This window comes from Chitinophaga varians, assembly GCF_014529945.1.
GTDB classification, from domain to species: domain Bacteria; phylum Bacteroidota; class Bacteroidia; order Chitinophagales; family Chitinophagaceae; genus Chitinophaga; species Chitinophaga varians.
Window position 1 is genome coordinate 914,642 of record NZ_JACVFB010000002.1, and the last position, 14,331, is coordinate 928,972.

The 14,331-nt window shown below is 49.3% G+C and carries 12 protein-coding genes; 6 read left to right on the forward strand and 6 right to left on the reverse strand.

All coding sequences use genetic code 11. From position 1 onward, the window contains the following. Position 1 precedes the first annotated feature (1 nt). From ICL55_RS11615 to ICL55_RS11640, 6 genes are all read left to right on the forward strand, one after another. The gene (locus tag ICL55_RS11615) at positions 2–616 is read left to right on the forward strand and encodes a TetR/AcrR family transcriptional regulator (RefSeq protein WP_188097190.1); all 615 of its coding nucleotides are present in this window, start codon (positions 2–4) and stop codon (positions 614–616) included. 10 nt (positions 617–626) lie between these two features. Further along, entirely contained in the window at positions 627–1,985 is a 1,359-nt protein-coding gene (locus ICL55_RS11620; protein WP_188097192.1) for a TolC family protein, read from the forward strand. Between the two features lie 65 nt (positions 1,986–2,050). Continuing rightward, positions 2,051–3,121 (forward strand): efflux RND transporter periplasmic adaptor subunit, encoded by a 1,071-nt coding sequence (locus tag ICL55_RS11625; RefSeq protein ID WP_188097194.1) that lies wholly within the window; start codon positions 2,051–2,053, stop codon positions 3,119–3,121. Between the two features lie 21 nt (positions 3,122–3,142). Further along, the gene (locus ICL55_RS11630; RefSeq protein WP_188097196.1) at positions 3,143–6,325 is read left to right on the forward strand and encodes an efflux RND transporter permease subunit; all 3,183 of its coding nucleotides are present in this window, start codon (positions 3,143–3,145) and stop codon (positions 6,323–6,325) included. 174 nt (positions 6,326–6,499) lie between these two features. Beyond that, positions 6,500–7,384, forward strand: coding sequence for an SMP-30/gluconolactonase/LRE family protein (locus ICL55_RS11635; RefSeq protein WP_188097198.1), 885 nt, complete (start codon positions 6,500–6,502; stop codon positions 7,382–7,384). A gap of 127 nt (positions 7,385–7,511) precedes the next feature. After that, positions 7,512–8,471 carry a hypothetical protein gene (locus tag ICL55_RS11640; RefSeq protein ID WP_188097200.1) on the forward strand — a complete coding sequence of 320 codons (960 nt, stop codon included), beginning with the start codon at positions 7,512–7,514 and terminating at the stop codon, positions 8,469–8,471. Here the strand turns inward: ICL55_RS11640 and ICL55_RS11645 are convergent. From ICL55_RS11645 to ICL55_RS11670, 6 genes are all read right to left on the reverse strand, one after another. Next, positions 8,401–9,987, reverse strand: coding sequence for a class I SAM-dependent methyltransferase (locus ICL55_RS11645; RefSeq protein ID WP_188097202.1), 1,587 nt, complete (start codon positions 9,985–9,987; stop codon positions 8,401–8,403). The two genes, ICL55_RS11640 and ICL55_RS11645, sit on opposite strands and share 71 nt — an antisense overlap. Positions 9,988–10,080: 93 nt before the next feature. Continuing rightward, entirely contained in the window at positions 10,081–11,496 is a 1,416-nt protein-coding gene (locus ICL55_RS11650; protein WP_188097204.1) for a nicotinate phosphoribosyltransferase, read from the reverse strand. A 22-nt stretch (positions 11,497–11,518) separates the two neighbouring features. Continuing rightward, complete coding sequence (locus ICL55_RS11655; RefSeq protein WP_188097206.1) at positions 11,519–12,424, reverse strand: NUDIX domain-containing protein; 906 nt, start codon at positions 12,422–12,424, stop codon at positions 11,519–11,521. A gap of 275 nt (positions 12,425–12,699) precedes the next feature. Continuing rightward, on the reverse strand, positions 12,700–13,386 hold the full coding sequence (locus tag ICL55_RS11660) for an NUDIX hydrolase (RefSeq protein ID WP_188097208.1): 687 nt from the start codon (positions 13,384–13,386) through the stop codon (positions 12,700–12,702). Between the two features lie 12 nt (positions 13,387–13,398). Beyond that, entirely contained in the window at positions 13,399–13,806 is a 408-nt protein-coding gene (locus ICL55_RS11665) for a hypothetical protein (RefSeq protein ID WP_188097209.1), read from the reverse strand. 11 nt (positions 13,807–13,817) lie between these two features. Next, entirely contained in the window at positions 13,818–14,213 is a 396-nt protein-coding gene (locus tag ICL55_RS11670; RefSeq protein ID WP_188097211.1) for a nuclear transport factor 2 family protein, read from the reverse strand. Positions 14,214–14,331 lie beyond the last annotated feature (118 nt).

A 14,331-nucleotide genomic window follows, 5' to 3' on the forward strand; every position in this document is an offset into this window, starting at 1 on the left:
CATGGCAGCGAGGGAAAGAATCAAAGAAGTGGCGCTAAAACTGTTCCGGACATACGGCGTAAAAGGAGTAACGATGTTTGACATTGCCCGCGATTGCGGCATGTCCAAGAAGACGGTATATGAACATTTTTCCGATAAACAATCGCTGATCGACGAAGGCATGCAACAGCTCCTGGACACGCACAGCACATTTTTCAGGGAAACGCACGCCAACGCGGAAAATGCTATCGATGAGCTGGTCCGCAACATGAAGTACATTACCAATATGGCCAGATCGTTTAACCCGGTCATGTTGTTTGAACTACAAAAATATCATCCGGACACCTGGAGAAATATTGAAGATTTCCAACGGGACTGTATCCTGTCAGGCATTACAGAAAATCTGAAAAGAGGCATGTCGGAAGGCCTTTACCGGCAAAGCCTCGATCTGAATGTGATTGCCCGTATGCGCCAGCTGCAGCTGGATGCGGCTTTCGATCAGCTTCAGTACCCACCGGAGACATTCGATATGCCAGCCGTGATGGAACAAATCACTGCACATTTTATACTGGGCATTGCCACTATCAAAGGCCATAAGCTGGTAAACCAGTATCTGCAAATCAAAGAAGAAGAATAACTATCAACGTATGAAGCGATTAAAGTTAACGCTTATCCTCTTAATGGGGATAGGGGGATTGCATGCCTACGCTCAGGCGCCACTGACACTACAGGAAGCGCTGAAGTTTGCACTGAATAACAACCAGCAACTCTCCAGAACAAGGATGGAAGAGGAAATGGGTAAGTTCAAAACACAGGAAGTACGCGCTCAGGCGCTTCCACAGATCACCGGTAATGCCAACTACACGGATAACCTGAAGCTGCCCAAGTCGCTCCTGCCCGGTACTGTTATCGGTAAGCCGGACAGCTCGCTGACCATCGCTTTCGGTACGCAATACACCGCCGCGGTAGGCGCAGAGCTGAACCAGCAGATCTTTAATCAGGCAGTTTTTACCGGCCTGAAAGCTGCTAAAGCCGGTGAAGAATATTACACCCTGCAAACGCAGAAATCTACGGAAGATGTGATCTATAACGTGTCCGGCCTCTACTACCAGCTGCTGGTATTACAGGAGAAAATCGTTACCGTGAACAGCAACATCGAAAAGCTTACCCAGCTGGTGAACGCCACGCAGTCACAATACGAAAACGGCCTCGCCAAAAAAATTGACCTGGACCGTATCAAAGTAAACCTGACCAATTACAAAACGCAACTCACCCAGCTGCTCAACAATGCCGCTACACAGGCCAACAACCTGAAACGGGTGATGGGCATGCCGATGCAGTCCAGCTTTACCATTCCGCGCGCTTCGCTGAAAGAGATTGAAACCAAAGCTGCCGGCGTATTGCAATACGATGATATGAACCTGGAAAACAGGACCGAATTCAAATTGATACAGAAGCAGCAACAGTTGCAGGAATTCCAGAAGAAAGCCTACCTGGCAGAGTACTACCCAACGCTCTCTCTCTTCGGTCGTTATTCCTACAACGGTATGAGCCAGCAGTTCCTTTTTTCTAAAAATGATCCTGCCAACGCTACCTTCTGGTATGGCGCCGCAGCCGTGGGCCTGTCTCTGCACATCCCCATCTTCGATGGTTTCGGCCGCCGCGCGAAAGTGAGCCAGGCTAACGTAGCCCTGCGCCAGCTGTCTAAACAGAAAGAAGAAATAGCGCTCAACCTGAACACAGACTACGAAAATGCCAAACTGCAGGTACGCACCAATTTGTCTACCATCCACACCCAGAAGGAGAACGTAGACCTGGCCAACGAAGTGTACTATTCTACCCAGAATAACTACAAACTGGGCCTCGCCAGCCTGACAGACCTGCTCAACGCAGAAACATCCCTCACGGATGCACAAAACAGCTACAACGAAGCACTGCTTCAATATAAAATGGCCGAACTGGATATCATCAAAAGCAAAGGTGTCCTGAAAGAGCTGCTGAACTAATCACATACAACGAATAAAACGATAGACCGCAACTGTGGCGGATATAAACACACAAATTATTGCAGATGAAAAAGTTTATTATCTGGGGCTTGGTAACAGTAGGTGCAGTGGTACTGATCATGTGGAAGCTTAACGCCAATAAAAAAGCCAATGAAGCGAAAACGGAATTTGTAAAAGAAAGCAACAGCGGTGATGTACCGGTACTGATACAACGGGTATCTACCAACGATTTCTCCCAGGGCTTCCTGGCTAATGGTAACTTCGCTCCTATCCGCGAACTGTCTTACCTCGCCGAAACCTCCGGCCGCATTACCCGCCTGCTGGTAGATGAAGGCAGCGTGGTAAAACAAGGCCAGGCCATCGCCTATATCGACGGTCAGATCGTGAACACCGACCTCTCTTCTGCAAAAGCCAATCTCGATCAACTGAGAGTGGACAAAGAAAGATATGAAGCGGCTTTTAAAACCGGTGGCGTTACCCAGAAACAGGTAGACGATGTGAAGCTGCAGTATGACATTGCCAAAACAAGATATGAAGCTGCCAGCCGTCATGTGAGCGATACTTATGTGAAAGCACCTATCTCCGGTGTGATCAACAAAAAATATGTGGAGCAGGGCGCTTACCTCTCCCCCGGCACCAAGATGTTTGATATCGTAGATGTGTCCAGGCTGAAACTGGCCGTGGCGGTACCGGAATCTCAGGTAGTCACCCTGAAGAAAGGACAGAAAGTGAAAGTAACGTCCAATGTATTCCCTGAAGCCAGCTACGAAGGTACCATCACCTTCATCGCGGCGAAAGGTGATAACTCCCTCAACTATCCTGTTGAAATGGAAGTGGGCAACGTAAGTGGTAAAGAACTGAAAGCCGGAATGTATGGTACTGCTCACTTTGAAGCACCTACGGCCGCAAAAACCATCTTTATTGCCCGCACAGCCTTCATTGGCGGTGTGAACAGCAATCAGATATATGTGATGGAAGGTAAAGTAGCTAAAAAACGCAAAGTGATAGCCGGCCAGATCATCGGCGACCAGGTGGAAATACGGGGAGGCCTCAACGAAGGCGATACCGTGATCACCAGCGGTCAGATCAACCTTACAGATGGTACACCAGTAGTAGTACAGGGTGGCAATAAATAAGCGTGAACCAATTCTTGCAACATGAAGATTACTGAAGTTTCCATAAAAAGGCCCACGATTGTGGTGGTGGTATTTACCATCCTCACGCTGCTGGGCGTCATGAGTTATAAATCGCTGAACTATGAGCTGCTGCCCAAGTTTAGCTCCCCGATCGTTACCATTGCGACGGTATACCCCGGTGCTTCACCGAATGAGGTGGAAAGTACCATCACTAAAAAAATAGAAGACGCGATCGCTTCCATGGAAAAGATCAAGAAGATTACCTCCAAATCTTCCGAAAGCCTTTCCGTGATCACCGTAGAGCTGAACAACGATGCGAATGTGGATATCGCGCTCCAGGATGCACAACGTAAGGTAAACGCCATTCTGGCCGACCTTCCGGGAGATGCGAAACCACCATCCCTCAATAAGTTCTCGCTCGATGACCTGCCGATCATGACGCTGTCTGCCACCGCTAAAATGGACGATAAAAAGTTCTATGACCTGGTAGATAAGAAACTGCAACCGTTGCTGTCCCGCCTGCCAGGTGTGGCGCAGGTTTCGCTGATCGGTGGTCAGGAACGTGAAATACAGGTCAACGTAAACCCCGACAAACTGCAGGCTTACAACATGTCCGTGCTGCAGGTACGTCAGGCGGTTACCAATGCGAACATGGACTTCCCTACCGGTAAGGTAAAAACGGCCAATGACCAGATCCTGATCCGTTTGGCCGGTAAATATAAAAACGTGGACCAGCTGCGTAACCTCGTGCTGAAAACCACGGCTGAAGGCACGCAGGTCCGCCTGCAGGACGTGGCCGACGTACAGGATGCCCAGAAAGATGCGGAACGTATTGCCCGTGTAGACGGCGTAAATGCGATTGCCCTTCAGGTACAGAAACAAACGGACGCCAACGCGGTGACGGTGAGTGAGGAAATGAAAAAGGCTATTGCCAACGTGGAAAAAGACTACGCCGCCAACGACCTGAAAATACTGGTGGCCAACGACTCTTCCGACTTTACGCTGGAATCTGCCGACTCGGTGATACATGACCTGGTGCTGGCGGTAATCCTTGTGGCGGTAGTGATGCTGCTGTTCTTACACAGTATTCGTAGTGCCATCTTCGTGATGATCTCCATCCCCGCCTCTCTGATCGCTACGTTCATTGGTATGAAACTGATGGGTTTCTCCCTCAACCTCATGTCACTGCTCGGTCTGTCGCTGGTGGTAGGTATCCTCGTGGATGACGCCATTGTGGTACTGGAAAATATTTACCGTCACATGGAGATGGGTAAAAACCGTGTACGCGCGGCGTTTGATGGTGTAAAAGAGATAGGCTTTACCGTTACTTCCATTACGCTGGTAATTGTGGTGGTGTTCCTGCCGATCTCCCTGACCAACGAGCTGGTGTCGAAGATCCTGCGTGAGTTCTGTGTGGTGGTGATGATCTCTACCATGCTCAGCTTGTTGTCTTCCTTCATGATCGTGCCGCTGCTGTCTTCCCGTTTCGGTAAACTGGAACACATCACCGGAAAAAATATCTTCGAGAAATTCATCCTGTGGTTTGAAAAACAATTACATCGTTTTACCATGTGGATGACCGGTATCCTCAGATGGGCGCTGGCACACAAAGCCATCACGCTGATCGCATCTGTGGGCCTGCTGTTCGCTTCTTTCATGCTGATTGGCAAAGGATATATCGGTGGTGAGTTTATCCCGAAAGGTGACCGCGGTCAGTTTATCGTGATGCTGGAAATGCCGAAAGACGCGTCTGTACAGCAATCTAACCAGGCTACCCGTATAGCGGAACAGTATCTCAATAAAAAACCGGAAATAGAAAGACTGATCACTACGGTAGGTCAGACCAGTGAAGATGGTTTTGGTACTTCTCAATCTACTGCGTACAAATCGGAGATCACCGTGATCATGGTGCCGCTGGAAAAACGTAAGGACGCAGCTGATATCTATGCTGCCAAAATGAAGAAAGAGCTGAAAGCGCTCCTACCGGGTGTGAAAGTGAAAACAACCGATGTGAGCATCATGGGTACGGCAGAAAGAGCTCCGGTTGAACTGGTGGTAATGGGCAGTGAAATGGACAGTGTGATGAACTTCGCGAAAAAAGCCATGGACACGCTGAAAACCATCAGCGGTACCAGTGAGGTGAAACTGTCTGTGGAAGAAGGTAACCCGGAGATCAACGTACAGGTGGACCGTGATAAGATGGCCGCACTGGGCCTCACCCTCGATATGGTGGGTGGTACCATGCAGACCGCTTTCAGTGGTACGGCTGATGATTCCAAAGTGAAGTTCCGTCAGGGTGATTATGAATATGATATCAACATCCGTTTCGACGATTTCAATAAGAAGAACCTGCAGGACGTGGCCAACATTCAGATGGTGAACGACAAAGGCCAGCTGATCAAACTGTCGCAGTTTGCGACCGTGACGGAAGGCTCCGGTCCCAGCCATCTGGAAAGAAGGGATAAAAACACTTCCGTGTCTGTACAGTCACAGGTAATGGGACGCCCTTCGGGTACGGTAACACAGGAGTTTGCCGCTAAACTGGCGAAGATGGAAAAACCAACCGGCATCAACTTCGTATTTGGCGGTGACGCGGAAAATCAGGGCGATTCCTTTGGTACCCTGGGTGCGGCATTGTTGATCTCCATCGTGATGGTATACCTGATCATGGTGGCGTTGTATGACAACTACATCTATCCGTTTGTGGTGCTGTTCTCTATTCCGCTGGCGATCATCGGCGCCTTGCTGGCACTGGCGCTGACCAACAATACGCTCAACATCTTTACCATCCTGGGTATGATCATGTTGATCGGTCTGGTGGCGAAGAATGCGATCATTCTGGTGGACTTTACCAACCAGATGAAAGAGCAGGGCCAAAGTACCTTTGATGCGCTGATACACGCCAACAACGCACGTTTGAGACCAATCCTGATGACCACCATCGCGATGGTGATCGGTATGTTGCCGATTGCGTTGGCTACCGGTGGGGTGGCTTCTACCAAAAATGGTCTGGCATGGGTTATCATCGGTGGTTTGATCAGCTCCATGTTCCTTACCCTGATTGTGGTGCCCGTGGTATACATGGTGGTAGATAAGATCATGGCTAAATTCGGCATCGGCAAACTGTCTACCAAACGTTATATCAGACAACGGATGGTGGCTTCTTATGAAGAAGTTCCGCTAAACGAAATTCACAATAACTAATTGATATAGAAGATATGTTACTAACAGTGTAACAGTTGTAGGTTTAGGTAATGGCCGGAGTATTCATACTCCGGCTTTCTTTTTCCCGGTGCTTTGATATTCATAAGTAATACTTTGTTAGGTACAACTATCGGCGCGGGACGGCTGTTTATTTTTACAGCCTAAACTATTCGCATGAAAAGAATGCTCCCCCTTTTACTGGCTGGTATGTTGGCCTCTACAACCATTTACGCACAACAGACCATTGCCGGCCTGGCCACACCAGAAAGTGTGGTGGCCTGGAAAGATGGTTATTTTGTATCACAGATAGGCCCTAAGCCAGATCCCTTCGTCAAAGATGGTGATGGCAGCATTGCCTGGGTAAAATCCGGCAAAGTGCAGTCGCCCCGCTATTTTAATGACACCCTGAATGCTCCCAAAGGCCTGGAAATAATCGGTCATACCCTGTACGTGGCTGATATAGACCATCTCAAAGGGTATGATATCGACAGCCGGGAAAAGGTCTTTGACCTTATCCCCGAAGGTAAAAACCGCCAACTCAATGACCTTACCGTGGTGCATGACAGTCTGTTGGTCGTCAGCGACTGTTTTACAGGTGATATACTATTGGTGAATCCCCGCACGGCGGAGGTAAAGCTGTTGGGCAATATTGTTGTTGCCAACGGGGTGACGTATGATGAAGCTACAGACCAGTTGTATGTGTGTTCTATGGGGCCGGAAATGAACGGCACAGGACACCTGTATCACCGGCGGGTAGACGTTATCGGAGATGTTTTCGAGCCGGTAAAGAACTCCCCTGCCGGCTTGTTTGACGGCATTGTTCAGCTGGATGCCACCCATCTGGTGATGTCTGACTGGATAACGGTGAATGGGCCGAAAGAAGGGCTGTTACAAGTGTACGACCTGAAGGCCGGAACATCCCACAGCATAAAGGTCATACACTCCCCTGCTGATATTGCGCTGGATAAGCGCAACCATGCCTTGTTGATACCCGTCATGCTGGATAATAGTCTGGAGATATGGCCGCTGAAAAAGCTGCCTTTACTTTCTCACCAGTAAATAACAAACAGGGAAACCGGCCTCCGGTTTCCCTGTTTCGTGTAGACGGAACAGTTGGATTGTATGCGGTTGACTACAATTAGCAGCGCAGGACTGGTATTTATTTTTGAAGGATAAACCTATACGCATGAAAAGATCTATCCTTCTGTTACTGGCAGGCATACTGGCAACCACTGTTTCCCTTGCGCAGGTCACCAGCCGTCGAACCGTTAAGGGCCTGCTTTCTCCCGAAAGCGTAGTGGCCTGGAAAGGTGGCTATTTTGTATCGCAGATGGGCTACGTCCCGGACCCTGCGGCAAAAGACGGCAATGGCGCCATCGCCTTTGTCAAAGGCAGTAAGATCAAGTCTTCCCGCTATTTCAGCGATACCCTGCACGCTCCGAAAGGCCTCACTATCATTGGTCATACGCTGTATGTAACAGATATCGATCATCTCAAAGGGTATGATATTAAGAGCCGTAAAAAGGTTTTTGATTTTAATCTGGAAGGCAAAGCCGGTATGCTGAATGACATTGCTCCGGCGAATGACAGCCTGCTGGTAATGACAGATTCATTTAAGGGAGATGTGTGGCTGGTAAACCCTTATGCTGTTACAATGAGACATTTGGGAAACATTCCTGCGGCCAACGGGGTGCTGTATAATAAACTGACCGACGAATTATACGTGTGTTCCATGGGCCCTGATATGAACGGAAAAGGGCTGCTCTGGCACAGAAAGCTGAATGTTAACGGAGAGGTATTTGAACCAGTCATGAATTCCCCCACCGGTTTGTTGGACGGGATTGTTCAGTTGGACAGCAACCATCTGGCCGTGTCAGACTGGATACCGGCGATTAAACTGAAATCCGGACCGAAGTATGGCACGCTGCATGTCTATAACCTGAGCAAAGGAACGGAAGCTTCTCTTTTGATAACACACTCCCCCGCTGATATTGCGCTGGACAAATGGCATCAGCTGCTGGTACCGGTAATGCTCGACAATATTCTGGAGATATGGTCGCCGGAAGAAACGGAAGCTACTTACGTGCCAGTAATAACAGGTGGGAAGCCGGGAACGGCATCGGTTCCGGTTGACCGCTCTCATTGAGGCGGAACAATTGGGTTTTCCCTTCCAGCCTGTTCTGTACAATCCATTCGTTACGGTAGGTGTGCGAGAGGTTGTCCAATCGCAGCCCTGCCTCTTCCAGCGCCTGTTTCCAGTCGTTGTAATTCCAGAAGCAGAAGGTCTCGTGCATTTCGCTGAGCCAGTTATCGTGATAGTCTTTTTTGAAGAGGAATTCGCAGGCGTCCTGCATGGACAGTTTGCAGTAAGTGGTACCGTCGATGGTCACCCATTCGTGCGGCAGGCGATAGCCTTCCTCATGGCGGAAGTCTTGTGCAAAACGGATGAACAATGCTTTGGTGGACAGCTGTCCGAGCCAGGTGGCCAATGACTGTGTAGTCGGGTTTTCCGGTATGGGCAGGTTGTTGGCGCCATCTGCTTCGTTGAGCCACAGGAGCACGGTCTCTGTTCTGTTTTCCGGCCCTACCACATCGCGGTTGATCCATACGCCGCCGGGCACCAGTTCCTGATAACGGTTTAGGATAAACGCTAACAGGTCTTTTCTGCTGCCATAAGATTCTATTTCATGTGTTAAAGAAGACGTGTGGATGGTATTCATGCTGCCTGGTTCAAACACGAGGCTGGTCACGGCATTTTTCTGTGCAAAAAACACGGATGGGTTGGCGAACTCGCCGTTGTGTTTGCGTTGCAGGCAGATGTCATAGAGGTGACGCGACACTTCGATACCATAGAAGTCGCATTCATGCAGGCGATCATCTTCGCAGGCAATTTTTATCCATGAGCCGGCTGCGCAGCCGATATCGCCGATATTGCCGGGTTGTATATAGGGAGCGGTTTCGCGGTATTTAAGGGCCGCGATATCGTCCATCTGTTTAACGTATACGTTATAATCGCGGGTGGCGGTGAGATCGCCATCAGCCCCGATGATAGGATCTTTCAGTATTTGCTGTACTTTCTCTCCTACTCCATACAACGACCAGATTTTAAAGGCTGCAGGATGCACCTGTTCCAGTACGGTAGGGTTCTTGCGCCAGTCGCCGGTTTGTGCGATGAGGTTAACGAGGTCCCACGGCATGGGCTGTGTGAACTGGTGGGTGGCCGGGTCCCATTCTGCCGTCAGGATACGGAATCCCTGTTTCATGTACATCTCGCGAACGCTGGTAGAGCAGATGACCACGGTATTTTGGGGTGTGAGGCTATGGGCGCCTTCGCTGGAGTGCCGGATGGTTTTGATCGTATATTCCGCAAAGTCGTGGATAACGCCCACATCATCGATGCCATACACGTAGGCCGGCACATCGAGGGAGTTGGAGAATTCCTGTATCACCATGGCGCGGAGGTAGAAAGGTACCGGGTTGCGTTTGGTGCCCAGATGGTTAGCGGAAGTGACAGCGAAGATGAGCCCTTCCACGGGAGCAGCAGCTAACGGTTGTCCATATACGTCTTTTTCGCCTTCCAGGCTGCATTTGATCAGGCGGTTCAGGTATTTGAACTGAAAGTCGGTCAACAGGTGGTGGCGTCCGGGTATGAGTAAGTACATATGGTGAAGTTAATGGATTTCCGGAAAAAAGCCCGGGGGCTGAGTCCCGGGCTGTGGAATGGGGTAACCTTACTGGAGGAAATAAGAGTCATATTATAAAGCGGCTGCTTTGCGAACGGTGTCGAAAGACCATGTCCTGGTGACTTCTCCGTTTTCGAAAACGGTTTCGAGGAGGTCTTCCAGCGCTGGTGCTTCGTCGAGGCCAACAGTTTTGAAGGCGCCGTTTTCTTTCACCAGTTTCAGTTTGCCGGCTTTAGATTTCTTGAAGGAAGTTTGTAATTGGCCGCTGGCGTCCATTTCCACCGGCATTTTCTGTACGTTGATACCTTTACCGTTTACTTCTGCGTAGGAGCATTTCAACGCAAATTCCTGTGTGTCGCGGTTAACGCGCTGAAGGAGTGCGCCACCCATGCCGAGCACCAGGTTTTCGGCGCTGATACCGGCTTTTTTCAGGGCTTCGAAGATGCCGGGGATAGAAGAGTAGCTGATGCCGTCGCCCTGGATCACACGTACCTGTGGCGGTAATACCTTGTATCCCTTTTCGTTGACGGTGAAACCAAATTTGTTCATCAGGATATCGAATACCCGCAGCAGGGTTTGTACCGGATCGCCGCTGTCGGGGCGGATAACGAGGGTGCCCTGACGGTTCAGGATCTGTTCTTTCAGTTCGGTGCCCCAGTATTCTTCACAGGCGCGGAAGATATTGTAGGAGTCGGATACACAGGCAATAGTGCCGGTAGGGAATGTGTTGAGCACATGTTTGAAGATTTCCAGCTCTCCGGGCTCTCCCAGCATGGTGACGATGGAGTGTTCCGTAGCAGGGATAGAGAGGCCGGGGGCGGTAGGAGCGTCGTAGTAGCGTTTCGCGAAAATAGAACCTGCGATGGTGTCGCTGCCGGAGAAGTTGACCAGGTGGGCGCTGCCGCCAATGCCAGCACTTTCTACAGAACTGGCGCCCCGGAAGCCAAAGTCGTTCAGGACAAAGTCGATGCCTGCGAAAGCCGCCGCACTGGCTGTATCATCATAATAACGTTTAACGACTTTTTTGATTTCTCTGGACACGGAAGCTACGGTGCAGGGGTACCAAACCTGCATCAGCAGGGTCTCGAGGAAGTTGGTCAGCCAGTAGCATTCCGGATCGGTATTTTCGATGGTCATGAGCACATTTCGTACAGGCACCGCCGTTCCTTCAGGCACGGCTTTGATGCGGACGGGCAGCTTACCACCGTGTTTGTTGATAATGTATTCAAAGCGGCTGCGGTCAAACACATCATCGCGGCCGAATACTTCCCGGAGGGTGGTTGCCGCATCGTCCAGTTTTTCTTTGGTGAAGACGATGCCTTGCAGGTATTCTTTCAGGAAATATTGTAAGCCGTAGAATACTGTTTCATCGAATTTGCCGCCGCGGCTTTCCAGGTAAGAGTAGATATGTTGTGTGCCGGGGATGTATAATTTATGGTGGGAATATTTGTAAGCATCGGCCAGGAGGATGAGATTTTCCTTTGTCATAGTAGTAAGTTTTTACGTCTTCTTATTTAGTGTATTTGTCAACCAGGTGTTGAAATAATGGAAGGTGTGTGTCAGCGAGTTCCTGGTTTTTTATCAGTTCCGGTATATCCGTTACCGTTATCCATTTTACATCGGCCAGATCGTCGCCTGCCGCAGGTTCACCGTAAAGGAGGTCGGTGGCGAACAAAGTGGTGATGATTTTATTTGTTTCAGAGCGGTAGCGCCAGTCATCTATTTTCACAGATGCCACATACTCCATGGCGCTGGTTTCGATGCTGCCGCATTCTTCCCGGAGTTCCCTTGCAGCGGCTGTTTCGAAGCTTTCATCGGTAGGGTCGGAGAATCCGCCTGGCAGTCGCCAGGTATTTTCGTTGGGCTTGCGGCCTACCAGCAGCTGTTGTTTATTGTTTTTAAACAGGGCGATGTCTACGGTGGCATATACCGCGGGGAAGAGGTTATAGGTATTGTAGATGATGCCGGCGCGGAATTCTTCGGTGTCAAACACCTTGTCGGACAAGGCTTCCCGCATGGCCGTGGCGTTGTAGTCTTTTACCGGCGGCAATGCTTCTGTAGGGTATCGACCGGAATACGTTCCCATGAAGCTGTCACGGCTGCCATACAGCACGAAGGTTTCATGCGGGAAATTATTGTGCAGCAGTTCGTCCAGTTTTTTAGACCAGATGGCATCGTATTTCTGATCACTCAGGGGGAGAATAATGATTTCGGGGAACTGTTGTTTGATCATGCGTTCGCGGGTGTAGTAGTCGAGCGGGTTTTTACGACTGCCTTTTACCGGACTTACGCCGAGGATGATCAGTACACGGTTGTGTTTCATTTTCACCTGCCGGATCAGTTCAAGATGTCCTTCGTGCAGAGAAGGCGTTTGAAACCGGGCGATAATAACTCCTGTGGGCTTTGTTGTTTGCATATCCGAGCTATTTTGTGTATTTGTTACACAAATGTATAAAGGGAATTGATATCGACAAAATATTTTTTGTAAAAAATACACAAAATATTTTAATCGATTGATTTTTAATAAGTTAGATTAATAACTATTTTGATCTCTTGTTTTTAGCGGTGACCATTTTTTAGGGATGATGGGTGACCGCATCATGTATATGACGGAACACTCCCTTTCCATACCCGAACATGTATGTAACAAATCGACAGCACGAAATCAAAAAATCGAGCATCAAAAAATCCCTAAATCTCGAAGGCCATTCCTTCTTTTTTCAGCTTAAAATATTGTTCTTCATTGAAGCTGAAAAGTTTGGCGGGGCGTCCCTGCGACACCTGTTTTTGTTTTTCGTTGTGAGCGATCAGGATACCGAGGTGGTTTATTTTTTTCTGGAAGTTCCGGCGGTCGATGGGCCGGTCCAGCAGTGTTTCATATAGTTTTTCCAGGTCGGCGATGGGGAACTTTTTATCCAGCAGTTCAAAGCCGATGGGTTCGTAGCGGATTTTATTCCGGAGTCTTTGCACGGCCACATCGATAATGGTGGCGTGGTCGAAGGCCAGTGACGGCAGGTCCTTGATATTGAACCAGGAGGCGTCTTCAGCGTCGGAGCTGGCGGCCAGTTTGAAGTTGGTGGGATTTACCAGGCCGAAGTAGGCCACAGATACCACTCTGCCTCTGGGATCGCGGCCTGGCAGGCCGAAGGTATACAGTTGCTCGAGGTAGTTGATATTAACGCCGGCTTCGGTCAGCAGTTCGCGGGTGACGGCCGTTTCCAGGGATTCATCGTCCAGCACAAAGCCGCCGGGCAGCGCCCAGCTGTGCAGATAAGGGTCTATCGTGCGTTTGATCAACAACACCACGATGCCTTCCCTGGGGATATATCCGAATACGACCGCGTCTACGGTTAACCTGATGTTCTGTTTTACTGGCAAACTGCTAACGGATTATTTTGCTTTAATATAGTTTTCAACCTGGGCGGTGCCCTTGTGTAAATTTACGAATAACGGGTTTTTCACCGGATCAAATACAATGATGGTGTTCATAGACCAGGCGTCTTGTGGCGCCGGCATTTCGATCATGACCTCGAGGCCGTTGACCCGATGGAACAACAGGCTGTCTTTACCCGCGATATGTGGTTTAAAGCCCTGTTGATCGAGGTAGTCGGTGATTTCTTTGCGTAACCGCAGGACGGAGTCCATTTCCGCGCTGGCTGCCGGTTTGAATTCCCGGTATACATAACTTTTTTCGGTGATCACATCGTAGGCATCTTTATTCACCCTGGCGTCATTACGGGTAGGGTTACACGCAAAGAGCAGGCAGGAGGCGGTGAGAATGGATAATAATATTTTCATGATATCTGGCTTTAATGTTCATAGCAGCCGTAATTACGCTGCCGGTATATTTTTCCTTCGCGGAATTCTATTACTGTGCAGATGAATGCTTTCATCACCTGTCCCCTTCTGTATTTGCCGGCATCCACGCCTATTTCTCCGGTCCATGTGGCTTCTACCACGAGGGTATTACCATTCTGGACAGCTTTCAGCACGCTGTAGTGCTGGGATTTCAGGATCAGTTTATTCGTGGCCATACTGTCGAGCATCAATTCGAAGTTTCTTTGTTTGACTTCGGCTGACAACAGGTTGGGATATTCTGTCTGAATAACGCCCGGGTGAAAAATATTGGCAAACTCGGTCGGATCTGCTGAAAATTTTTCAAGCAGCTGGAAATACCGGTATACGAGGGCCAGTTTTTCGTCCATTAACAGGGATGCGTTGAATTAATAACAAATAATGCAGGACGTATGTACGCAATGCAATCCGCGAATTTATACAATTCGTGTCAATGTAATTCATTCCTGCTCATGGAAAACGCGGGGA

Excerpts from the sequence above, each read along its gene's own strand:
- ICL55_RS11615 (WP_188097190.1), top strand. The coding sequence starts at position 2 with ATGGCAGCGAGGGAAAGAATCAAAGAAGTGGCGCTAAAACTGTTCCGG.
- ICL55_RS11620 (WP_188097192.1), top strand. The coding sequence starts at position 627 with ATGAAGCGATTAAAGTTAACGCTTATCCTCTTAATGGGGATAGGGGGA.
- ICL55_RS11625 (WP_188097194.1), top strand. The coding sequence starts at position 2,051 with ATGAAAAAGTTTATTATCTGGGGCTTGGTAACAGTAGGTGCAGTGGTA.
- ICL55_RS11630 (WP_188097196.1), top strand. The coding sequence starts at position 3,143 with ATGAAGATTACTGAAGTTTCCATAAAAAGGCCCACGATTGTGGTGGTG.
- ICL55_RS11635 (WP_188097198.1), top strand. The coding sequence starts at position 6,500 with ATGAAAAGAATGCTCCCCCTTTTACTGGCTGGTATGTTGGCCTCTACA.
- ICL55_RS11640 (WP_188097200.1), top strand. The coding sequence starts at position 7,512 with ATGAAAAGATCTATCCTTCTGTTACTGGCAGGCATACTGGCAACCACT.
- ICL55_RS11645 (WP_188097202.1), bottom strand. The coding sequence starts at position 9,987 with ATGTACTTACTCATACCCGGACGCCACCACCTGTTGACCGACTTTCAG.
- ICL55_RS11650 (WP_188097204.1), bottom strand. The coding sequence starts at position 11,496 with ATGACAAAGGAAAATCTCATCCTCCTGGCCGATGCTTACAAATATTCC.
- ICL55_RS11655 (WP_188097206.1), bottom strand. The coding sequence starts at position 12,424 with ATGCAAACAACAAAGCCCACAGGAGTTATTATCGCCCGGTTTCAAACG.
- ICL55_RS11665 (WP_188097209.1), bottom strand. The coding sequence starts at position 13,806 with ATGAAAATATTATTATCCATTCTCACCGCCTCCTGCCTGCTCTTTGCG.
- ICL55_RS11670 (WP_188097211.1), bottom strand. The coding sequence starts at position 14,213 with ATGGACGAAAAACTGGCCCTCGTATACCGGTATTTCCAGCTGCTTGAA.